The organism is Saccharococcus sp. Marseille-Q5394, from assembly GCF_946901335.1.
Lineage (GTDB): Bacteria > Bacillota > Bacilli > Bacillales_A > Planococcaceae > Sporosarcina > Sporosarcina luteola_C.
The window spans coordinates 1,966,940-1,989,032 of the sequence record NZ_CAMPPQ010000001.1 but is presented as its reverse complement, the minus strand read 5'-3'; the positions used below and the strand labels follow the sequence as shown (position 1 = coordinate 1,989,032).

The following is a 22,093-nucleotide window of genomic DNA, read 5'->3' as shown; positions in this document are numbered from 1 at the left end:
TTATTCCTTCATAAAACTTATACATCAAGTATAATGTATTTTGGTTTTCAAAATATATAATTAAATGAAAGCGTTTTATTAATTTGAAGGAGGTGCTTCCTATGAAGGTGATTTTGGCACCTGATTCATTTAAAGGAAGTTTGACAGCGATCGAAGCGGCCGAGGCAATGGCTGCAGGTATACGTGACGTCGATCCGGGCATCCAGACGGTCCTGCTGCCTGCGGCGGACGGCGGCGAAGGAACGATGAGAAGTTTGGTCGACGCGACAAAAGGAGAGTACGTGTCTGTGAGCGTGGAAGACCCGCTTGGCAGACCGATTGAAGCGACATATGGCATTCTGGGCGACGGAGAGACGTGCGCCATCGAAATTGCTGAGGCTTCAGGACTTATGAGGCTAAAGGGATACGAAAAAAATCCACTTGTGGCATCTTCTTATGGGACTGGTGAATTGATTGTCCATGCATTGGATAACGGTTATCGGAAATTCATCATCGGCCTCGGAGGAAGCGCGACGAATGACGGAGGAGCTGGAATCCTCCAAGCGCTTGGCATGCGTTTGTTGAATAAAGAAGGGGTTGAACTGCCGAAAGGGGGAGGCGGACTCGAGCATATTTACTCGATAGACAGTGGGAATTGGGATGCTCGCATTTCGAAAAGTGAATTCTTGATTGCGAGTGATGTGAAAAATCCGTTTGTCGGCAGCGAGGGTGCATCGGCTATTTTTGGACCGCAGAAGGGAGCGACGCCGGCTGACGTGGACAGTCTTGACCGGAATTTGCACAAATTCGCCGACGCGATTGAAAGAGAAACGGGAATTGCCCTTCATTTTAAGGAAGGCGCAGGTGCCGCCGGAGGAGCGGGAGGCGCGTTCCAAGCGTTCTTCAATTGCGAAATGAGGCAAGGAATCGATGTCGTGCTGGAAGCTATCGATTTTGAACGACACTCGAAAGATGCCGATTTGATCATCACTGGCGAAGGGAAAACGGATATGCAGACGCTTTCCGGTAAAACGCCATTCGGCATTGCAAAGGCGGCGCATCGGGAAGGAAAGCCGGTTATTCTTATATCGGGGGCTGTGGATGAAGAAAGCCGTGATGTACTGACACCGCTATTTACGGAAGTCCACGCGATCCTGGATGAACATGTGTCCGTGGAGGATGCGATTGCAAATGCTATCGATCATTTGCGCAAAAAGACGAAGAAGGTAATGGAATCCATTACAGAAAAAGGAGTGTAGGGAATGTTATTTGCAATGATTGTGTTGAGTGTTATCCTCATCGTTGTGTTGACGGCGGTGTTTAAGGTCCATCCGTTTTTGTCATTATTAGCAGGTGCGTTTTTTGTCGGTATCACGTCCGGCATGCCGTTGTTGACAGTCGTTGATAATGTTAACGAAGGCTTCGGAGGATTAATGAAGGGAATCGGGCTCGTCATTGTGGCGGGTACGATCATCGGTGTCATACTGGAGAAATCGGGAGCTGCGTACCGGATGGCGGAAGTTGTGTTGCGCCTGATCGGGGAGAAGCGTCCGCAATTGGCGATGTCCATTATCGGGTATATCGTATCGATTCCAGTATTTTGTGATTCAGGATTCATTATTTTATCGAGCTTGAAGAAAGCGTTGGCGAAGCGGGCGAAAGTTGCGATTGCATCGATGTCTGTTGCGCTTGCGACTGGTTTATACGCCACTCATACATTAGTGCCGCCGACGCCAGGACCGATTGCTGCGGCAGGGAATATCGATGCGGAAAACTTCTTAGGAACAATTATCTTGATCGGCCTTATCGTTGCGATTCCGGCAGTGGTTGTCGGCTATTTATGGGCAGTGAGGGTCGGAACGAAAATTTCCGTGCCTGAAGATGTTGAGGATAATGGCCTTGATTATGATGAAATCGTAAAGTCGTTCGGGCAAATGCCGTCGACGTTCAAAGCATTCTTGCCAATCGTTTTGCCGATCGTCCTGATCGGTGTTGGATCTGTCGCGAAATTGACAATGGCGGAAGGCGGATTTAACAACTTCCTTCAATTTTTAGGGGCGCCTTCAGTAGCGCTGTTATTCGGTGTCTTGGCGGCGTTCTTATTGCTGCCGAAATGGAATGAAGAGACATTGACGAAGTGGATTGGTGAAGGATTAAAGGAAGCGGCTCCGATTTTGCTCATCACAGGAGCAGGCGGTGCGTTCGGAAGAGTCATCTCGAATTCGGGTGTCGCTGAATTGATCGGCGAAATGAATTTTGAGGCATTAGCTGGCGGCGCATTCTTCCTTCTCGTTCCATTCTTCATCGCAGCAGCGTTGAAAACGGCACAAGGTTCGTCTACTGCCGCCTTGGTCATCACTTCCACATTGGTTGCTCCGTTGCTGCCTGCGATGGGAGTCGAGGGAGCAATTCCACTCGCCCTCGTAGTTATGGCAGTCGGTGCGGGCGCAATGACGGTGAGCCACGTGAACGACAGCTTCTTCTGGGTCGTCACGGAGTTCAGCGGCATGAAAGTGACGGATGCGTATAAGGCGCAGACGATGGCGACTTTGCTGCAAGGTGTGACGACAATCGTTGTTACGATGGTTCTTTGGATGATATTAGTTTAATGGATAGCGCTGATTCCTTTCGGGGAATCAGCGTTTTTGCATGGGGAAGTGGTGGAATCGGTGGTAACGTGCTGAGTAACGGTGGTAAACTCGTCCGAATCGGTGGTAAACCTAAAAGAATCGGTGATAACCCCCCGAGAATCGGTGATAAACTAGCTCAAATCGGTGATAACGCAAACCGCGGCATATGCCACCCTTCACGATGCATATAGTAAACTGTTTATATAGTTGTCCATTTTAATAAACTGATATAAAAAGTACTTGAAAGGAGATGGGTGAATGGGTGAATCAACGATGGATGTCCGGGAGCTGCGCAATTGCTTCGGGCGGTTTGCGACGGGTGTGACGGTCGTGACGTGTGCACATGAGCAAGGGAAGCATGGGTTGACGGCGAATTCCTTCACATCGGTATCGCTGGATCCGCCACTTGTCCTCGTATCGGTGGATCGAAGGACGAAAGCATTGCCTTATTTGAAAAATAATCACTTCACGGTCAATATTTTACGGGAGAGCCAGCAGGATACGGCGATGCATTTTGCCGGCAGGCCTCAAGATCCAGCACCGTTTGAATGGGATGACACGCGGATCAAAGAGTCGCTCGCCTATATGGAGTGCGAACCGTGGGCGGAGTATGATGGCGGTGACCATGTCCTGTTTGTCGGCAAGGTGGTTCGGTTTACTTATGAAGATGGGGACCCGCTCGCCTTTTATAGTGGGAAGTTCACGAAAGTGGCACCGCAACAATAATGTGAATGGCTAGTTTCAGGTGGCAATATCCGCCGTGAGCTAGCCGTTTTTTTATTTATTGAAGTTGCGTGGAACCAGTCATTTTATTCACTTCGGCATTTTTCCTGTGAGACAGGCATACGTATAGGTGTAATGGGACAAGGAGGAGTGAATTCATGCCAGTTGAACAGGAGAAGAAAACGGTATTGCCTTTAACGGGCAAAGAGTATTTAGAAAGTTTGAAGGATGGGCGGGAAATTTGGCTGCATGGCGAGAAGGTGAAGGATGTGACGACGCATCCGGCCTTCCGGAATGCGGCGAGGTCGATCGCCCGGCTGTATGATGCGCTGCATGACGAGAAGACGAAGGAAGTTCTGACAGTCGAGACGGATACGGGGAATGGCGGCTTCACGCAGAAGTATTTCCGCGTGGACAAGAGTGCGCAGGACTTGTTGGAGTCGAGGGACGCAATTGCGCAATGGGCACGACTGACGTACGGCCAAATGGGTAGGTCGCCGGATTACAAGGCGGCATTCCTCGCAACACTCGGGGCGGACCCTGATTACTACGGGAAGTACGCGGACAATGCGCGCCGGTGGTACAAAGAGGCGCAGGAGCGGAATTGGTTCTTTAACCATGCGATCATCAATCCGCCGGTGGACAGGCATAAGCCGCTCGACGCGGTTGCCGACATTTTTGTCCGGGCTGTCGGGGAGACGGAGCAAGGGGTTATTGTTAGCGGCGCGAAGATGGTCGCGACGGGATCTGCTTTGACGAACTATAATTTTGTCGCCCATTATGGCGCTGCGCCGATTACGAAGGAGGAATTCGCGCTCGTTTTCGTGGCGGCGATGGATACGCCTGGCGTGAAGCTTGTCAGCCGTGCATCGTATGAAATGAATGCCGCCGTCATGGGAAGTCCGTTCGACTATCCATTGAGCAGCCGGTTCGATGAAAACGACTCGGTCCTCATTTTCGACAACGCGCTCATCCCTTGGGAGAACATCATCATTTACAAAGATGTGGAGAAAGCGAACAGCTTTTTCGCGGACAGCGGCTTCTTGCATAGATTCACTTTCCACGGTGTAACGAGGCTCGCGGTCAAGCTTGACTTCGTTTCGGGTTTATTGCTGAAAGCGGTCAAGATGAACGGTTCAGACCAATTCCGAGGCGTCCAAGTGAATGTCGGCGAGGTGCTTGCCTGGAAGAACATGTTCTGGGCACTAAGCGACGCGATGGCGTTGAACCCGGATGAAGGACGGAATGGGACGAAGCTTCCGAATTTGAATTACGGGCTCGCCTACAGGATGTTCATGTCCGAAGGGTGGCCGAGAGTGAAAGAAATTATCGAGAATGTCGTCGCGGGCAGCCTGATTGCACAGCCGTCCAGCTCAAGGGACTTCCAAAATCCTGAACTGCGTCCGCTGTTGGATAAACTATATCGCGGTTCATACGGCGTAGGGGCAGAAGAAAAGATCAAGCTCATCAAACTGCTATGGGATGCCATCGGGACGGAATATGGCGGCAGACACGAACTATATGAGCGCAATTATTCCGGCAACCACGAAAACATCCGGCTCGAAAATTTGGTCGTCGCCAATATGAGCGGGCAAGCCGACCAGTTCGAAAAGTTCGCCGAGGAGTGCTTGAATGACTACGACTTGAACGGTTGGACGAATAATACGTGGATCAACCCGGACGATGTGAGCTATTTTAAAGAATGACAAAACGAATATACAAAGTGGAACTGGAAGGCCGTTATTTGCAAATCGTCGATTACCCCGGTGCAAAGGGGACGATCATTGCGCTTCACGGTCTTACCGGGACACATAAGAACATGCTTCATTATGCGCAAAGCTTGCAGGGTGACTATCGAGTCATCGCCTGTGATTTACGGGGGAGGGGCGACAGTTCGGAGATGGGTGACGTTCCCTCCATCTTCTCCCATGCCGAGGACATAAAGGAATTAATGGCGGTTATGGGAATTAAAGACCCAATATTGCTCGGCCATTCTATGGGTGCCTTCATTTCCGCAATTGTGGCAAGCGAATTGCCGTCAGTGAAGGGTCTCGTCTTGCTTGACGGCGCCGCGCGGATGTCGGGTCGCCAGCATGATATTGTCAAACCGTCGCTCGGGAGGCTCCGCAAGACGTATGAATCGAAGCGAGCGTATATCGAGGAGCTTCGCCAGTTATACAAACGGCTAGGAATCAAGTGGACCGATGCCGTCCAGGAAATTGTGGAGTATGAAATCCATGGGACAGGCAACGGGTGGATGCACAAGTCTGCGAATGAAAATATCGAAGACGACTTTGCCAGCTTTGACTTTTTCAATCCGATTGAAGTGATGGGGAAAATATCTTGTAAGACTTTGCTCATTCAAGCGGACGGTGGAATCGGGCAGTTTCCGCCATTCTTCACGGATGCGGATTACGAAGAGACGAAAAAACATACATCGAAACTGACAACGTTCAATTCGGATAGCAATCATTACACGATGGTCTTCGAGAAACAGGAAGATATTTTGGATGAAATCCGGAAGTTCTTGGATGGGGTGATCTTGGATGAGTAACGGATTGGACTATTTCAAGGAAGTGTATGGCGCTGTTCCTGGTTGGGTGGAAAAAATGCATGGCTATCGGCCGGATGCGCTTGATCATTACACAAGCCTGCGCAGCGCCATCATGGGGGACGGGTTTTTATCCGGAAAGGAAAAGGACCTCCTTCTCGTCGGAATCAATGCTGCAAGATGCTATGAGCGGAGCATGGTCTACCATACGAAAGGCGCAATTGATGGGGGCGCCACAATTCCGGAGCTGATCGAGTACTTGCTTGTTGCGTACCGATATGGCGGGCTGTTGGCGATGCAAACTAGCATTCAATCCGTGAAGAATGCACTTTCTTTAAAAGGGCTGCCGGAGGGACAGATGCCTTACGGAGTATGCAACGAGCATGTGTTAAGTTATTTTCTCTCCATCTTAGATGAAGAAGAAACATGGTTTATATCAAACATATTGAAGGCACCGGAGGAACTGCAGGACGACTTGCTATTGGTGAGTGGAGTCGTCAGTGCGAAGATGAAATCCCTCCTCATGGTTGGCATCCATAGTACTTCCCTTCAAGGAACGGAAGCAGGGAAATGGATGGAGAAAGCCCGAGTCAATGGGGCGACTGAAGGCGAGTTGGCCGAGGTCGGTCTTATCTGTCTGTTGACAGCGGGCATTCCGGCGTGGTTTGAGGCGAGCGACTCTTTGCACGAAGGGGGTCATTGCCGTGGCCATCGTCTATGAAAAGGTCGAAAATGCCCTTTCTGCAATCAAAAGCGGGATGACGATTATGGTAGGGGGATTCGGACTCGTCGGTGCGCCGCTTACATTGATTGAAGGTCTGACGGGGAAAGACGTCGATGGGCTGACAATTATCAGCAATAATCTCGGCGAAGCGGGGAAAGGACTTGGCGTGCTGCTCCGTCAAAGAAAGATCCGAAAAGCGATCGGGTCCTATTTTACGAGCAACCGGGAAGTTGGAGAAGCGTTTCAGCGCGGGGAAATCGATCTGCAGCTTCTGCCCCAAGGGACGTTGGCGGAAGCAATGCGTGCGGGTGGCGCGGGAATCGGCGGTTTCTATACGAAGACCGGAGTCGGAACGGAGCTCGTCCAGGGGAAAGAAGTGCGGGAAATCAACGGGGAGCCGTATGTTTTCGAACAGGCATTGAAAGCGGATGTCGCGATTATCCGCGCGCATAAGGCGGACACGCTTGGCAACCTCGTCTACTATAAGACCGCCCGGAATTTCAACCCTGTCATGGCGACCGCCGCGAATCTCGTCATTGCCGAGGTGGATGAAATTGTGGCAGCCGGAGAGCTGTCTGCGGAAGAAATCGTCACACCCCATCTATTCGTCGACAGGCTTATCGTTGCGAAGAAAATCCTGACGAAGGAAGGTGTCGTCCATCGAAAACAATGTTCAAGAGTTGATTGCGAAGCGTGCTGCCAGTGAACTGAAAGGCCCTTCCGTTGTGAACTTGGGCATCGGCATCCCAACACTCGTCGCGAAGTACGTTGACGATGAACTAATCCACTTTCATACGGAAAACGGTTTGTTAGGCGTAACTGAAGTGGAGGAAGAGGATCCGAACTTAGTGAACGCAGGGAAATTGCCGATCGGCGAACGGGTAGGTGCTTCGTTTTTCAGCAGTGCAGAATCGTTCGGGATGATCCGCGGCGGGCATGTCGATGTTGCGATCCTCGGCGCCCTGCAAGTCGATGAAACCGGACGAATCGCCAACTGGGCCATCCCGGGGAAGAACATTATCGGAGTCGGCGGTGCGATGGACTTGCTTGTCGGTGCCAAGAAAGTGATCGTGACGACTTCTCATTTGACGAAGGGTGGAAATAGCAAGCTGATGAAAAAGTGCACGTTCCCTCTCACATCAACCCGCAGCGTCGATATGATCATTACGGAATTAGCTGTTTTCACTGTCGTGAATGAACAGCTGGTCCTGACAGAACTCATGCCGGGTGCCACGCTCGAGCAAGTTCGGGAAAGCACGGAGGCCGATTTCGTCGAGGGAGGGTTCGGGCAATGAACATTCAGACGGTCGATGTCCTCATTGTTGACCTTCCGACAATCCGGCCGCATCAGCTTGCGATGCATACGATTGTCATGCAGACGATCATCCTCGTCCGGGTGACCGGGGAGGGGGGCTTGGAAGGCTGGGGCGAAGTCGCGACGATCGGCGGTGCTTCGTATTGCGCGGAAACGCCGGAAGCAATCAAGATGAATATTGAGAAGTATATAAAGCCTCTCGTCATCGGACGGAATGCAGCCCATTTCGACGCGATTTCGCATACTGTCAATAAGCATGTCGTCGGCAATACGTTCGCCAAGGCGGCGGTGGAAGCAGCGGTCGTCGAGCTTGCGGCGAAGGAAAAGGGAATCCCTGTCCATGAGTTGTTCGGCGGGCAAATCCATGCTTCTTTGCCTGTCGCATGGACGCTCGCGAGCGGGGAGACACGAAGGGATATTGAAGAGGCGAAGGAATGTTTACATGCGAATCGGCATAATATTTTCAAGTTGAAAATCGGCATGGGCGATCCGCAACGGAATGTCGCCCATGTGTTGAAGATAAAGGAAGCTGTCGGTGATGCGGCGAGTGTCCGGGTCGATGTCAATCAAGCGTGGGACGAGACGACAGCGATGTATTGCATCGAAGCGTTGGAGTATGGCGGCATCGATTTGATTGAACAGCCATTGCCCGCTTGGAATAAAGAAGGGATGGCACGCTTGACGAAAAGGTTCAAGGTGCCGATCATGGCGGATGAGTCGCTAAGTTCGTTGGAAGAGGTGTACCAAGTGGCGAAGCATCGTGCGGGGAATGTGTTTTCCATCAAGCCCGCAAACGTGGGAGGCCTTACCGCGACGAAAAAGGTGGCGGCCATTGCGGAAGCGGCAGGAATTTCGCTTTACGGCGGAACGATGATCGAATCGTCGCTCGGCACAGCCATTTCCGCGCATCTCTATTCGACAATCCCTGAAATGAAGTATGGAACGGAGCTGTTCGGCCCGCTTTTATTCACAGATACGGTTACGACGAATGCGATTATGTACGAAGATTTTCAGTTGAAAGTCCCGAGCGGCCCTGGCTATGGCATGGAGATGGACGTAGAAAAGATCTTCCATTACGCAAGGGAATACTAATAAAACACATAGTGAAAGGATGAAGAGATGAATCAAAAAGTGGTGGATGTTTATAATGGAATGGTCGTTAAATTTAAGGAATTAATTCGGGAGCATGAGCTCGATCATAACGACTACCAGGCACTCGTCAACTGGGCGGATGAACTTGGCAGGTCGGGTGAAATTCCGCTTTTCATGGACGTGTTTTTCGAAACGCACGCGCTTCAGGAAATGTATAAAAATGTGGAGGGGACAGAGCCGACAATCCTCGGACCGTTCTATCTTGAAAACGCGACTGAAATCGAAAATCCGGGCGTTATGCCGATGCGCGATGATGAGAAGGGCGACGTGTTTTTCTTTAGCGGCACGGTCACAGACGTAGACGGCAACCCGCTAGCGAATACGAAAGTGGACGTTTGGCAGGCAGATTCGAATGGGGAGTACTCTGGATTTGCAGAAGGAAGCCCGGCAGAAAACTTGCGCGCGGTGCTATTCACAGACGAGAACGGAAAGTTCGAAGTGCAGACGGTCGTACCGGGCGACTATTCGATTCCAACTGGCGGCCCGACTGGCAAATTCCTGACGTGGATCGACTCCCATCCATTCCGCCCGGCCCATCTCCATTTCCTATTCAGGCCGCAAAACGGCGACCCGTTAATATCCCAAGTATTCTTCGAAGGCAATCAATACTTGGACAACGATGTCGCAAATGGCGTGCGGGGAACGCTTATCACAAAGTTGGAGAAGCATGAAGGAACCGACAAGGGACTGGCGGCGGATTACTACACAGCCCAGTTGGATTTCAAGCTGCGCTTACAGGATAAGCCTGTTTATAGTTGATAGATTGAAAGGTGATGCACACAGCGGGGGTGGCTGTGTGCATTTTTTTGATTGGTGAAGGGCATTTGGCGCGAGTTCGTTTGCCCTTTGCTACTATTATTTAGGGAACCAAAAAAAGGCTGAGGAGCTGGCAAGGTGCACAGTTGAAAGACTCCACAACATGCCACATTCCTCTTTTTATCATTTCGCACGCGAGGTATTGTCCAAGGTGATGTCGAAGTAGAATGGTAACGAATGAAAAGGGGTGTACTTGTATGAAATTTGTCATTCATTTCACAACAGGTAAGGCATGGAAAAAAGGGAAGCCGCATTGGGAGCAAGGGCTTGTCCCGCATCGGGAGTATGTGAGGGAAGAGGCGTTGGCAAAAGGGATTTTGATTGCAGGCGGGCCATTCATGGATCATACGGGTGGGTTGATTATTCTAGAAGTTGAAAGCTTGGAAGAGGCGCAGCATTTTGCTGACAATGATCCCGCAGTGATTGAAGAGAAATTCGAAGCAACCATCTATCCGTGGGAGCCGTTGGAAGGAATTTTTAATTAATAGTCAGATTTTTATTGACATTCAGATGCGCGATTTGCTATGTTTTATGTATAACCAAATGGTTATATAATATGGAGGCTTATACGACATGACGGATATTTATCGGGCAATTGCAGATCCCACTCGTAGAAAAATACTAACCTTATTGTCTCAGAATAAATATACGCAATCCGAATTGGTTGATCGATTTACCATTTCCCAACCTGCCATAAAAAAGCATCTTGCAATTTTGGAGGAAGAGGATTTGGTATCGGAAAGGAGAGAAGGCCGTTATCGTATCTACAGCTTGAAGAGGGACAATTTTACGCATCATTATGAAAAGCTTCAGCAGGAAATGGAGTTTATTTTAGACAACAAGCTGGCGAAGTTGAAAACCTATTTAGAGGGGGAGAACGATGGAGAAGGTCATTAATTCGGTAAAACGGGAGATTTTTGTGAACGTGCCGCCTGAAAAGGTGTGGAAAGCGCTGACGGTACCGGAAGAACGGAATCGTTGGGAAACGCGAAATTGTGAGCTCGACATTCGTGTTGGCGGAACGGTTAGCCTTGATTATGGTTGGGGCGTCAACTATGTCGGCACGATTATTGAGCTAGAGGAAAATCGAAAGCTTGTTCTTGAAGGGGAAGACGAGGGGTTGACGACTTGGAAGATCACGCCACAAGATGGCGGATCTGCTGTGGCGATTGAATACACGGGCATGTGGTCGGGTGATTTTGAAATGATGCAAGCCGATAATATGGCGTTCGGCACGTATCAATTCATGAGGAACTTGAAAAGTGTATATGAGGGGAAAGAAGATTTGCGCGCCCGTTTTTGGAGAAGCTGGATTGGCGTGTTGCATCGAACGAATCCAAGCGGTATTCCTGGCGCTAAAGTGGTCAAAACCCAACCGAATACTCCTGCAGTCGGGTTAGTTGAAGTTGGAGATGTTATCACTCATGTCAACAGAATCAAAACTACCTCTTATGACGTTCTGGAAACCATCGTTTCAGAAACAGAACCTAACAAAAAGATTATACTTACCGTAATGAGGGATGGCCGGCAGCTTGAAGTTGAGATGATGACTGTTCCTTATGGACAGACGATTGGTAGCAGTGATGAATAAAAAGACAACCTCGACAATCGTTTTTTGATCCACAACTGATAATCACGGATAAATGCAGCTGTTAACAGGGCCTCTGCACTTGCGATTGACGAAAAATGAAAACAGATGAAAGTGAGTAGTAATAAAATACGGGTTTTCAACGTCAATCCCTCCTAAAAGATTTAAGTCTTATTTTGCCCACATTGCTAACAGCTATCCTTAATAAAAATAGGCGCAAATCCATGTATGGATATGCGCCAGTTATCTTTAATTCTTCTTCAATCTACTCTTCCTTCTATGATGAATAAACAGAAGAGCCACTAGTATAAGTATTGGAATGAGTATAGAAAAGTCAATGCTGAAGCCGAAATCGCCTTGAGACAAAGTGCTTTTCAATGATTCCGTTTCCTTGACCCTAATTTTTCCGCTAGCTCGGCTTTTGCTTTTTCAGTAAGTTCATCTTGCATTTCAATCTCTCCCATAGATAGAATCCATTGTGCTTCATGAATGAATATGGCAGCTCAAAGATGTTTTCGGACTAAAGTGTTTAGTACTATTAAATTTATTAAGAATTCGATTAAGCAGTTTTCATCTTCTTATACTGCTTTGCAATATCAAAAAATGTAATCAATAGAACAATCCATAGGAAAGGGTTGGACAGTGATATTCCTACCTGTGATTCGCCGCCAAGTAAGGTATACGCTATGATTAAGAGCAATAAATAAAATGTTAGTATAACTTGCCATAGCAAATCGGATTTCAGAGAAGCTTTTTGGAAACGGTTAATAAAGAATCCGGAAAACAAGAAAATTAGAATTAGCCCAATGAGAAGTGGTTTTGAAAGTTGTAAGAATCCGTTCAGCTCTGGAAAAAAATCATAAGCCATTAACAAGGTGATGGGAAGCAGGATGAAACCCGAAAGTATCCAATTCTTATGTTTCATTTTAATCTCCTCCTCTTAGTTAATACACGGATGACTGTATGAACTGGTTTCATTGCATATGACTCCGTTACTAAATTCACAAAACTGATCCAATAAATGAATCATCTTATGCCTTTAAAGAGCTCGATTATGGCACAAATCATGATATATTTCTTTTCGTGTTTCTCTTTTCGACATATATCCAGCTGTAATAGATTATCCAAAAAGCAATTGGCGCTAAAAATACATATGCTCTATCTTCTGTTGGAAGGTAATACAACAAAATAATTCCTATAATCAGTGCTGGAGGTAGCAATATAAAGTATTTCTTTTTATGCATTTTCTTCCCCCTTACCTTATTTCTAAATGCGCTATACAACCATCTGGCCGATTTGTTGAAAACTATGCAGCGTCAACCACACGTTAATGCGGCTACCCTTACTTTCCGCACTTAATAATTAAAGTGGTAGGCATCAACTTCGCTTTCTCATACGAATACCACCTATTCGCATGTCTTTCCCGGTCTTCCTCCGTCAATGAAACATCCTCAATGACCTTCTCAATTTCAAACCCGCATTCAATCAACATATTGATATATGTACTCACTTTATACTGCTGCATGATTGCAGGGGCATGCCAAGCTTCGTGATCATAAGCACCTTCTTCTTGATAAGATTTATTGAAATGAAGAACTTTATCCAACAAGGTTGCACGGCTGTGCAATGGATGCTCCCAGCTGAAAACGAAAATACCGCCCGGTTTCAAATAGTTGTGCACATTCGTGAGCGTCTGTCGTAAATCGGTCGTCCAACCTAACGCATAAATGGAATAGACGATATCAAAATATGCGAGAGGCAGCCCAGGGTTTTCCTCCATTGGCGACTCAAATAAATGAACAGGCACTTTGCTGTCCTTTAGCAACTCCTTCGCTGTTTCAATTTGTGTCTTTGAAAGGTCCACTCCCCATAGTTCCGCTGCACCTCGAGAATCCATATATTGCAAGGAATGTCCGCTGCCGCAACCGATATCCAACACCTTCAAACCATCCACATCACCTAGTAAATTCAAATCCTCTTCCCGAGGCGCAAGCGGCCCGTACTCAGGCAACGGATTCCGCCCGAAGAACCGCGGCGCCACCTCATCCCAGCTTTTTTTGTTTAACAATAGTGAATCATTTCCCATGTTCATCCCTCCATGGGAATATACATTCGACGTTGAAGGCTTCTTCTCCTTTATATGAAAGTATTTGAATATCTACTCACTAAGCATATAACCAATAACCTTATATGTATCACTGTCAATTAGTATTAAAGGTGTACCGATAACACTATTCTCTTTATCTTTAAAGGAAACAGATAGCGCTTCTTTTCCTTCATATGTTTGATTTAATAAATCATAGTTTTTACCAACAACCACTTTTGTTACCTCTGCACTCTGCCAATTTTCAATTGCAGTTTCAGCCCAGCCCTTCTCCTTGACGAAATTCCAAGCGATTTCTCTGACCTCCGTATAACTATCTGATTGGTTATGATTTTCCTCGGTTTGCTTATCAGTACAGCCAACCAACAACAATACAGAGAAGACTGATATCGCAAAGTATAAAAAGTTTTTTCTCATAATATTCACGCCCTCGTTTTCAGATTAGTGGTTTAATATCCATAATAGTTTCAATTTGAAATAAAGGAATTGGCCCTCCGTTTAGAGAATTCATAGGTATGGGGTGATTGGATGAATAAATATGAAATTCTACTTCAAAGGTTTCATGTGTTTGAGGATGAATTGAATCACCGGGGGCAAATTCGGTTGATTAAGAAATTGATGCGTGCTTCGGAAAAATAAGTACGTGACAATGGAGGAGCTAACAATTATTCAATCTGTTAGCCTTTTTGCGATAATCGATAGATAGGTGGGTGGATTTTTATAAATGCCATTGTAATCATCATCTTGTTATTCACTTTTATAGCTTCAACGTATCTATGCCTTTTGATGCCTAGGAAATTGAGTAGGGCACGGTTAGTCGTTTTTTCTTTCGTACTAAATGCAGTCGTGTTGGGTTCGGCATTTTTAATGCTATATAAAATTGATGCACAGACTTTTCTTAAAGACGTTCGAGGAGGTTTTTTTGACAGTTTAGGGATTACGGTGTTATTCATATTCATTCCAATCAATACGTGGATGAATATGATTGCTATTCAACTAAGAAACTACGGCATGAAAAAACGGACAATAAGCAGATGAACGGAGATGTGTTATGCGGAAAGTGGAAGTGATGCCTTTTTCCGAAAGGTGGAGTCTTGAGTTCGAAAAAGAAGCGGCTGTATTACAGGAGATATTGGGCACGGAAATTATTGAAATCCACCATATTGGCAGCACATCGGTACGTGGATTGTCCGCAAAACCGATCATCGACATTATGCCTGTCGTGAAGGACATATCGCGAATCGATCAGTATAACGGAATGATGGCGGGAATTGGGTACGAAGCGAAGGGCGAGAATGGAATCGCGGGTCGTCGTTATTTTCAAAAAGGCGGAGATGAGCGGACGCATCACATCCATATTTACGAGGATGGCTCGCAGGAAATCTTTCGCCATCTTGCATTTCGTGACTTCCTGCGAGCGCATCCCGAGAAGGCGAAGGCATATGGGAATTTGAAAGAGAAGCTAGCGCAGCAATTTCTTTATGATATTGAATCATACATAAATGGAAAGGCGAATTAGCGGCTCACATTGAACAGGAAGCAATTGAATGGGATGAGAACCCAAAACGGGGTTGAGGAGAAATGAAGATTTTCATCATGGGGATTGTTGCAAGCGGGAAAACGACCTACGCAAAGGAATTGTCGAAGCAAATGGATTTGCGTTTTCTTGAGTTAGATTCAGTTGTTTACCATGACGTGGATGGCGTGCGGATTAAGCGGACGCCTGAAGAGCCAGTGCAGGTCATTCACCAAATGGATGCAAAGGGTAGCTGGATTGCAGAGGGGGTATACCGACCGTCTTATCACCTCCTTTTGGACTTGGCTGACATCATCATTTGGCTGGATCCACCTTTATGGAAACGAAAAATCCGGATTTTGAGCAGGCACGTGAGGCAAGTGATTGGTGTAGAAGAGTGTGCGTATAGACCGGATTTTCAAATGCTACAGAACATGTATAAATGGACGAAACAGTTTGAAGGGAAACGTGAAGAGCTGGACGGGATCCTTCAACCTTATTTGGATAAGTTGATTGTTGTGCGGGATGATCCGGCCAAGAATCAATTGCTTGTTAGCAATCTATTAGGAGGAAATTTATGACCCAAAATATATTTGAAGGAAACCTCGAAAAATATGCCGATCCTGATATGTATGATCATTTATATGACAAGTACCAGAAGGACTTGAGCCTGATCTTAAAATGGGCGAGCCAGGACTATACAATAATTGAATTGGCTTGCGGCACGGGTAGATTGACGATTCCGATGGCGCAACGCGGATTCCGAATGATTGGTATAGATCTGCATGAAGGGATGTTGGAAAGGGCTCGACGGAAAGCTGAACAAGCGGAAGTAACAATTGAATTTGCGCAGCAAGATTGCACGAAATTGAACTTGCCGGTGAAAAGTTCGCTCGCTTATATGACGGGAAATTCCTTTCAGCACTTTCTAACGAATGAATCGCAAGACGCTTTATTCCAATCTGTCCACGAGCACTTAGTGGATGGAGGAGTTTTCATTTTCGATACACGAAATCCGGTATTGAAGGGGCTTTCTGCTGTTGATGAATACGTAGAAAAGTATGTCGATAAAAATGGCAATCAGGTGATTGAAAATCATCGCGATATATATAATCATTTGACACAGATCTCGGATTGCCGGACCCATCGCCGGATTTATCGGGATAATACGTTAATCGCGGAGGAGCAGGATGGCATTTCCCTCCGCTATTCATTCCCACAAGAAATGGAACGATTAGTAGCGGCAAATGGTTTTGAAATTGTGCAAGTCTATGGCGATTGGGATGAGAATGACTTGCATGCGGAGAGCGTTTCGATGGTGTATGTATGTAGGATGAAAACGGCTTGATTTTTTACGATAAGCGCCTATAAACCCCGGTGAGTGATCATAAATCCCGGCGAGTGATCATAACCCCCGGCGAGTGATCATATATCCCGATGAGTGATCATAAACCCCGGCGAGTGATCATAAACCCCGGCGAGTGATCATAAACCCCGGCGAGTGATCATAAACCCCGGCGAGTGATCATAAACCCCGGCGAGTGATCATAAACCCCGGCGAGTGATCATAAACCCCGGTGAGTGATCATAACCCCCGGTGAGTGATCATAAACCTCGTTGAGTGATCATAAAACCAGGCAAGTGATCATAGTCGTTACAAAAACCAAGCCGCTTGCTGTGATTCTCAAGCAGCTTGGCTTTTTAAGTTCAGCCTTTGTATTTATCTCTCTCTGCCGTCTCCCGATGGTTCGGTGTCATCTTCTCATGATTCGGTTGAAGATTACCAAGCTCAGCCAATTCCATCGAAATCTCCTCTTTTACTTCTGTCCGATTTCCCGGCGTTTTCGGATTGGAATATAAATTGCTGTGCGCACCTTGTTTCATTTCGAAAACCTCCCATATCATTTTGCATTTACTGTCTTAATATGGTCTAGTTTGCTCGTTTTGATGTGCCCCTGATTTCTTTCAGCAATCTTCTTCAACTCTTTGGCCCGATCGGCAATGAAATTTTTCATATATTGTTCTAAAAATAAACGATCTGCCATTTTCCCAAGAAAGCCAAAAGGGGATTTATATGAAAAGGTATCTTTCATAACCGTTCCCGCATCGCTTTCAATGAATTCATGTGTGTGCGTAAAAGAATGGAATGCGCCTTTCACCATGACATCAGTGAAATTATAAGGTCGATCCATCGCGATAATCTTTGCAGTCAATTTCTGTTTAATTCCCAAATGGACGGCTTCCCAAGTGACCGTATCACCGTTTTCCATTAGTCCAGTCGTCACTCCGGCGATAGCTCTTTCCTTCGTCTTTGCCGTTGTCTCCGTATGGACATCCACATTTCTGGCAAGGTCAAAACAGATATGGATAGGTGCATTAATGTGAATTTCGTGTTTGATGATTGGCATAATCTTATCCTTTCGATTATTGGAATTTGACTTCTCGCTCCCAATTTACTCTTCTGTAGAAGGCAAGTCCATTAATTCTTTATGACAATCTATATGTAAGATTAAGATGCTATATGAGGGTAGAAAAACAGACCCTAGGCATCTGGCCTAATGGGTCTGTTTATAGGGCATCATCAGCCGTCATTACTCGGAAAAGCAAAGGTTGACGCAGATTTGCTGTTTTCTTCAAACCACTTTTCTGAAATGATTTTGGTTTTGGTGAAGAAACGGACTTGGTCGGGCCCAAACATATGCCCCTCGCCGAATCTTGATCGTTTCCAGCCGGCAAAGTTATGATAACCGACAGGAATGGGGATGGGGACGTTTACCCCGACCATGCCGACGTCGATTTCTGTTGTGAATTTGCGGGCGGCCGCCCCGTTATTCGTGAAAATTGTCACACCATTGCCGAGCTCATGCGCATTGATCAGGTCGATTGCTTCCTCTAAAGAATCTACCCGGACGACATTGCGTGCAGGACCAAATACTTCTTGCTCATAAATTTCCATGCCGGGTTTGACGTTGTCGAGTAGAGTAGGCCCCAGATAGAAGCCGTTCGAGTTTTTAGCGATGTCCGGGTTGCGGCCATCGCATACGAGCGTAGCGCCTTCTTCTAGGCTACGGTCGATATAGCCAATGATTGCGTCCTTTGACTGCTTTGTAATAACAGGACCGAAGTCAACGTCTGCATCTGTGTAAGGCCCCACTTTTAACTTTGCAATTTTTCCAGCCAGTACGTCTACAAGCTTATTCGCTGTTTCTTCGCCAACGGGGATGATTGTCGAAATGGCCATACAGCGTTGGGAAGCGGCCCCATAAGCCGCGCCTAAAAATGCGTTTGCGGCCTGTTCCAGATCTGCATCGGGCATGACAATCATATTGTTTTTACCGCCGCCTAATGCCGTAACACGCTTGCCGTATTTTGAGCCGGTTTTGTAAATATACTCGGCGACTGGCGTGGATCCGACAAACGAAATGGCTTCAATAGCCGGGTTTTCCAATAGTTCATTGACCGCATCCTTATCGCCATTGATGACTGTCCAGACACCATCGGGCAAGCCCGCTTCTTTCCACAGCTCCGAAAAAAACAATGCGGAGCAGGGGACACGCTCGGAAGGCTTCAGTATGACGGAATTGCCGACAGCGACCGCCATACTTGTCATGGCAAGTGGCACCATCACTGGAAAGTTGAATGGGGAAATCGCTGCAACGACACCAAGTGGAACTTTTGCAGAATAAGCATTAATATCCCCGCCGACATTGACGGAGTACTCGCCTTTTAATAAGTGGGGGGCATTGATGGCTAAATCTACTGATTCCAGACCACGTGTAATTTCACCCCTCGCATCCTCGACCGTTTTCCCGCTTTCGGTACAAATGATATCGATGAGCTCATCCATACGTTCGGTCATTAATTGACGAAACTTCATCACAATCTCAATGCGTTTGCCGACTGATAGAGCACGCCATGCTGGAAAGGCTGCTTGAGCAGTTGCAATGGCATCTTGAACTTCCTCTTTCGTTGCAAGAGGGACATGTGCAATCACTTCACCTGTACTTGGATTGAAAACATTTGAAAAGTGACCACTTGTACCAGCTACGATTTCCCCATTAATAAAATGTCCGAGTTCTTTTACCTCTGTATTCGTAACCATTCATTCATTTCCCCCTCTGTGGCAGTAGTTCTTGCAATGCAAGTGTGAGTTTTTCAACAATCAAATCCTTTTCTGCCAACGAAAGTATTAGTGGTGGAGCGAGTGTTAAAACATTGTTGAAACCTGCAACCGTGACACCATTTTTCCCGATGATCAACCCTTGTTCTTTACATAGAGAAATGACTTTGTTGACAGCAGTTACTTCAAGCGGTGCTTTGCTGTTTTTGTCACTTACAAGCTCAATGCCGATCAGTAAGCCTTTCCCGCGGATGTTGCCGACATTTGGATGGTCCTTCAAGCGTTCTTGCAGTTCCGCATGGAGAATAGCGCCCATTTCTTCTGAGCGGGCGAATAAACTTTCCCTTTCCATGATTTCGATATTTTTAAGGGCAACCGCACACGCCGCTGGAGAGCCGCCGAATGTATTGACGTGCCGGAAAAAGTCATACTCCTCGCTTCCGATAAAGGCTTCATAGATTTCTCGGCGCACTGCTGTTGCTGATAACGGCATATATGCGCTTGTTAATCCTTTTGCCATTGTGACAATATCCGGTTGAATGCCATAGTTCTGGAAGCCGAATGCTTTGCCTGTACGACCGAAACCGCAAATGACTTCGTCTACAATGAGCAAGGCCCCATGCTTTTCACAAACAGCTTTTACCCCGCGTAAATAGTCCTCATGCGGCATAATCACACCGCCGCCCGTGATAATGGGCTCGAGAATAACGCCTGCAATCGTATCGGACATTTCCCACGTCATGACATTATCAATCGCCTGAACAGACGGCAGGGCAGTCGGCTCTGTAATATGATCTTCGTTTTCACGGTATGCATCCGGCGGTGCAACATGAATGAAGTTCGGTGCTAACGGTTCGTATTTATATTTGCGCTGGGCTTGCCCTGTTGCCGCTAACGCCCCCATCGTGCTGCCGTGGTAGGCCCGATAGCGGGAGATGAATTTCGAACGATTTGTGTTCCCTCTCTGTTGATGGTATTGACGTGCGATCTTGAAGGCGGCTTCATTCGCCTCTGAACCGCTGTTGGAGTAAAAGACTACATAATCATCACCTAATAATTCGCTGATCTTTTCGCTTAGTTGGATGGCAGGGACGTGCCCGACGGACAGGGGTGTATAGGCATTTTCCAGTAATTGTTCATAAGCGGCCTTGGCGAGTTCTTCCCGACCGTAGCCGACGTTCACACACCATAAACCGGACATGGCATCCAAGTAACGTTTCCCGTCAATATCCGTTACCCAAGCGCCTTCAGATTTCTGAATAATTGACGTAGCATTCGGGTTGTACGGCTTCATGGCATGCCATACATACTGCTCATCTTTTACTTGCCAATTTTGACTTGTTACGTTCGTCATTGAATTTATCACTCCTTCATTTATCCTATGCTATCAATCCACTACTCAATTTCCTTAGAAAAGCAGCGTTATACTCACGGCACCTTATTATATAAATAACATCCCATAAATATGCGCTTGGCCATATTTTTAAGTCTTATATCCGTTTACTCCGAATACACTAGTTTTATAGTTTTTATAAGTGTTGGGTAGTTCAATAATTATGAAAGTGAGGACTTGCATATGTATGCATGTAATCGGAGTCGATTGCAGACATTAGTTGAACAGTTTAGTCAGTTCGGTGCGACTCCCAATGGGGGAGTAACCCGACTGTCCCTGTCAAAAGAGGATATTTTGGCAAGGGACTGCTTTAGTGAAATTTGTAAAGAGCTGGGCATGGATATTAAAACGGATGATATGGGCAATATCTATGCGACGTTGCCGGGGAAAATAGATTGTCCGCCAATCGTAATCGGATCGCATTTGGATTCTGTTGAAAAAGGCGGCAGGTTTGATGGCGTGTTAGGTATTTTAACAGGCATAGAGGCTATACGGACATTAAAGGATAACGACATTGAGCTCGACATTCCATTAATGCTTGTGAATTTTACGAATGAAGAAGGTGCCCGCTTCGATCCGGCGATGATGAGTTCTGGTGTTATTGCATCCAAGTTCAGTAGAGAAAAAATGCTGAGTTCTACCGATAAAAACGGCATTACTTTTCAAGAAGCATTACAGGCGAGTGGCTATGAAGGTGAGCAAGAAAATCGTTTAACAGAAGCCCTTGCTTATATTGAGCTGCATATTGAACAAGGGCCGGTGTTAGATGCTAAGCAATGTGATATTGGAGTGGTCGAAGGCGTTTTAGGCATGGTGTGCTATGAAGTTACCGTTACAGGTGAGTCAAACCATGCTGGCACTACGCCCATGTCGATGCGCAAGGACCCGATGATTGTGGCCTCCCGTTTAATTTCGTTCTTGCACGAGCAGTTGGGCAAAATCGACGAAGAGCTGGTATTCACATTTGGACGTATGAATGTAACGCCCAATATCCATACAGTCATTCCGAACAAAGTAGTGTTTACCATTGATTCGCGTCATCAATCTCCAGAGGTGATGAGTCAAGTTGAGAAAGTATTAACAGGAGTAGCCTCAGAGGAAGTCGGTTGCCTCATTCGACCGGTTAAGCTCTGGGGGCGAGAGACAGTATTCTTTGATGAAGCTATTTGCAATGAAGTGGAAAAATCGTGCGCTGGCTATGGTTATTCCTTTCACAGGATGTTCAGCGGGGCGGGACATGATGCGCAATATATTGCGAGTTTCATCCCTTCTGCAATGATTTTTGTGCCAAGTATCGGCGGGAAAAGTCATTGCGAGGAAGAAGAAACAACATTTGAAGATTGTGCAAAGGGAGCAGACGTGTTATTGGAAACCGTGTTGGCACTACAAACGAAGTTCAGCATGGACACGCTAAATCAATGATGCATGTGACTCGCCATGGTAATACCCACAATTGGAAAATAAAACGTACAGTCATTAATC

The 22,093-nt window shown here is 46.8% G+C and carries 25 protein-coding genes; 17 read left to right on the top strand and 8 right to left on the bottom strand.

What is annotated here, in order from left to right:
• Nucleotides 1–101: 101 nt before the first annotated feature.
• The 13 genes from OC538_RS09540 (at nucleotide 102) to OC538_RS09480 (ending at nucleotide 11,481) form a co-directional block, all read left to right on the top strand.
• Nucleotides 102–1,238, top strand: coding sequence for a glycerate kinase (locus tag OC538_RS09540; protein ID WP_262174731.1), 1,137 nt, complete (start codon nucleotides 102–104; stop codon nucleotides 1,236–1,238).
• Between the two features lie 3 nt (nucleotides 1,239–1,241).
• Nucleotides 1,242–2,588 carry a GntP family permease gene (locus tag OC538_RS09535; RefSeq protein ID WP_262174729.1) on the top strand — a complete coding sequence of 449 codons (1,347 nt, stop codon included), beginning with the start codon at nucleotides 1,242–1,244 and terminating at the stop codon, nucleotides 2,586–2,588.
• A gap of 279 nt (nucleotides 2,589–2,867) precedes the next feature.
• The gene (locus OC538_RS09530) at nucleotides 2,868–3,335 is read left to right on the top strand and encodes a flavin reductase family protein (protein ID WP_316044292.1); all 468 of its coding nucleotides are present in this window, start codon (nucleotides 2,868–2,870) and stop codon (nucleotides 3,333–3,335) included.
• Between the two features lie 155 nt (nucleotides 3,336–3,490).
• Entirely contained in the window at nucleotides 3,491–5,038 is a 1,548-nt protein-coding gene (locus tag OC538_RS09525; RefSeq protein ID WP_262174727.1) for a 4-hydroxyphenylacetate 3-hydroxylase family protein, read from the top strand.
• Nucleotides 5,035–5,886 carry an alpha/beta fold hydrolase gene (locus OC538_RS09520; protein WP_262174724.1) on the top strand — a complete coding sequence of 284 codons (852 nt, stop codon included), beginning with the start codon at nucleotides 5,035–5,037 and terminating at the stop codon, nucleotides 5,884–5,886. Before OC538_RS09525 ends, OC538_RS09520 begins: the two co-directional genes overlap by 4 nt.
• Nucleotides 5,879–6,604, top strand: coding sequence for a carboxymuconolactone decarboxylase family protein (locus tag OC538_RS09515; protein ID WP_262174722.1), 726 nt, complete (start codon nucleotides 5,879–5,881; stop codon nucleotides 6,602–6,604). Before OC538_RS09520 ends, OC538_RS09515 begins: the two co-directional genes overlap by 8 nt.
• Nucleotides 6,588–7,313 (top strand): CoA transferase subunit A, encoded by a 726-nt coding sequence (locus tag OC538_RS09510; protein WP_262174719.1) that lies wholly within the window; start codon nucleotides 6,588–6,590, stop codon nucleotides 7,311–7,313. The genes OC538_RS09515 and OC538_RS09510 overlap by 17 nt, the downstream gene beginning before the upstream one ends.
• On the top strand, nucleotides 7,267–7,902 hold the full coding sequence (locus OC538_RS09505; protein WP_316044299.1) for a 3-oxoacid CoA-transferase subunit B: 636 nt from the start codon (nucleotides 7,267–7,269) through the stop codon (nucleotides 7,900–7,902). The genes OC538_RS09510 and OC538_RS09505 overlap by 47 nt, the downstream gene beginning before the upstream one ends.
• A complete protein-coding gene (locus OC538_RS09500; protein ID WP_262174713.1) occupies nucleotides 7,899–9,014 on the top strand; it encodes a muconate/chloromuconate family cycloisomerase in 1,116 nt (371 codons plus the stop codon). Before OC538_RS09505 ends, OC538_RS09500 begins: the two co-directional genes overlap by 4 nt.
• 27 nt (nucleotides 9,015–9,041) lie before the next feature.
• On the top strand, nucleotides 9,042–9,833 hold the full coding sequence (locus OC538_RS09495) for a dioxygenase (RefSeq protein WP_262174710.1): 792 nt from the start codon (nucleotides 9,042–9,044) through the stop codon (nucleotides 9,831–9,833).
• A 254-nt stretch (nucleotides 9,834–10,087) separates the two neighbouring features.
• The gene (locus tag OC538_RS09490; protein WP_262174707.1) at nucleotides 10,088–10,375 is read left to right on the top strand and encodes a YciI family protein; all 288 of its coding nucleotides are present in this window, start codon (nucleotides 10,088–10,090) and stop codon (nucleotides 10,373–10,375) included.
• Nucleotides 10,376–10,463: 88 nt separating this feature from the next.
• Nucleotides 10,464–10,787 carry an ArsR/SmtB family transcription factor gene (locus OC538_RS09485; protein ID WP_262174704.1) on the top strand — a complete coding sequence of 108 codons (324 nt, stop codon included), beginning with the start codon at nucleotides 10,464–10,466 and terminating at the stop codon, nucleotides 10,785–10,787.
• Nucleotides 10,771–11,481: an SRPBCC domain-containing protein gene (locus OC538_RS09480; protein ID WP_262174701.1), complete on the top strand. Its 711-nt coding sequence runs from the start codon at nucleotides 10,771–10,773 to the stop codon at nucleotides 11,479–11,481. Before OC538_RS09485 ends, OC538_RS09480 begins: the two co-directional genes overlap by 17 nt.
• A gap of 556 nt (nucleotides 11,482–12,037) precedes the next feature.
• On the opposite strand, the gene OC538_RS09475 is transcribed toward OC538_RS09480, so the two are convergent.
• The 4 genes from OC538_RS09475 to OC538_RS09460 form a co-directional block, all read right to left on the bottom strand.
• Nucleotides 12,038–12,403: a hypothetical protein gene (locus tag OC538_RS09475; RefSeq protein WP_262174698.1), complete on the bottom strand. Its 366-nt coding sequence runs from the start codon at nucleotides 12,401–12,403 to the stop codon at nucleotides 12,038–12,040.
• Between the two features lie 139 nt (nucleotides 12,404–12,542).
• Nucleotides 12,543–12,722: a SoxR reducing system RseC family protein gene (locus OC538_RS09470; protein WP_262174695.1), complete on the bottom strand. Its 180-nt coding sequence runs from the start codon at nucleotides 12,720–12,722 to the stop codon at nucleotides 12,543–12,545.
• A 98-nt stretch (nucleotides 12,723–12,820) separates the two neighbouring features.
• On the bottom strand, nucleotides 12,821–13,564 hold the full coding sequence (locus OC538_RS09465) for a class I SAM-dependent methyltransferase (protein WP_251693230.1): 744 nt from the start codon (nucleotides 13,562–13,564) through the stop codon (nucleotides 12,821–12,823).
• 72 nt (nucleotides 13,565–13,636) lie between these two features.
• Nucleotides 13,637–13,999, bottom strand: a complete 363-nt coding sequence (locus tag OC538_RS09460; RefSeq protein ID WP_251693232.1) for a hypothetical protein — start codon at nucleotides 13,997–13,999, stop codon at nucleotides 13,637–13,639.
• A 634-nt stretch (nucleotides 14,000–14,633) separates the two neighbouring features.
• Here OC538_RS09460 and OC538_RS09450 point away from each other — a divergent pair.
• The 3 genes from OC538_RS09450 (at nucleotide 14,634) to OC538_RS09440 (ending at nucleotide 16,446) form a co-directional block, all read left to right on the top strand.
• A complete protein-coding gene (locus OC538_RS09450) occupies nucleotides 14,634–15,101 on the top strand; it encodes a GrpB family protein (protein ID WP_262174692.1) in 468 nt (155 codons plus the stop codon).
• Nucleotides 15,102–15,163: 62 nt separating this feature from the next.
• On the top strand, nucleotides 15,164–15,679 hold the full coding sequence (locus OC538_RS09445) for a hypothetical protein (protein WP_262174690.1): 516 nt from the start codon (nucleotides 15,164–15,166) through the stop codon (nucleotides 15,677–15,679).
• Nucleotides 15,676–16,446 (top strand): class I SAM-dependent methyltransferase, encoded by a 771-nt coding sequence (locus OC538_RS09440; RefSeq protein WP_262174688.1) that lies wholly within the window; start codon nucleotides 15,676–15,678, stop codon nucleotides 16,444–16,446. Before OC538_RS09445 ends, OC538_RS09440 begins: the two co-directional genes overlap by 4 nt.
• A gap of 359 nt (nucleotides 16,447–16,805) precedes the next feature.
• Here OC538_RS09440 and OC538_RS09435 read toward each other — a convergent pair whose 3' ends face one another.
• From OC538_RS09435 to OC538_RS09420, 4 genes are all read right to left on the bottom strand, one after another.
• Nucleotides 16,806–16,982 (bottom strand): hypothetical protein, encoded by a 177-nt coding sequence (locus tag OC538_RS09435; RefSeq protein ID WP_251693241.1) that lies wholly within the window; start codon nucleotides 16,980–16,982, stop codon nucleotides 16,806–16,808.
• Nucleotides 16,983–16,999: 17 nt separating this feature from the next.
• Complete coding sequence (locus OC538_RS09430; RefSeq protein WP_262174686.1) at nucleotides 17,000–17,506, bottom strand: SRPBCC family protein; 507 nt, start codon at nucleotides 17,504–17,506, stop codon at nucleotides 17,000–17,002.
• Between the two features lie 173 nt (nucleotides 17,507–17,679).
• Nucleotides 17,680–19,200, bottom strand: a complete 1,521-nt coding sequence (locus OC538_RS09425; protein WP_262174683.1) for a CoA-acylating methylmalonate-semialdehyde dehydrogenase — start codon at nucleotides 19,198–19,200, stop codon at nucleotides 17,680–17,682.
• Nucleotides 19,201–19,204: 4 nt separating this feature from the next.
• Complete coding sequence (locus OC538_RS09420; protein ID WP_262174681.1) at nucleotides 19,205–20,572, bottom strand: aspartate aminotransferase family protein; 1,368 nt, start codon at nucleotides 20,570–20,572, stop codon at nucleotides 19,205–19,207.
• Nucleotides 20,573–20,794: 222 nt separating this feature from the next.
• On the opposite strand from OC538_RS09420, the gene OC538_RS09415 reads away from it, so the two are divergent.
• Complete coding sequence (locus OC538_RS09415; RefSeq protein ID WP_262174678.1) at nucleotides 20,795–22,033, top strand: Zn-dependent hydrolase; 1,239 nt, start codon at nucleotides 20,795–20,797, stop codon at nucleotides 22,031–22,033.
• The last annotated feature ends 60 nt before the right edge of the window (nucleotides 22,034–22,093 follow it).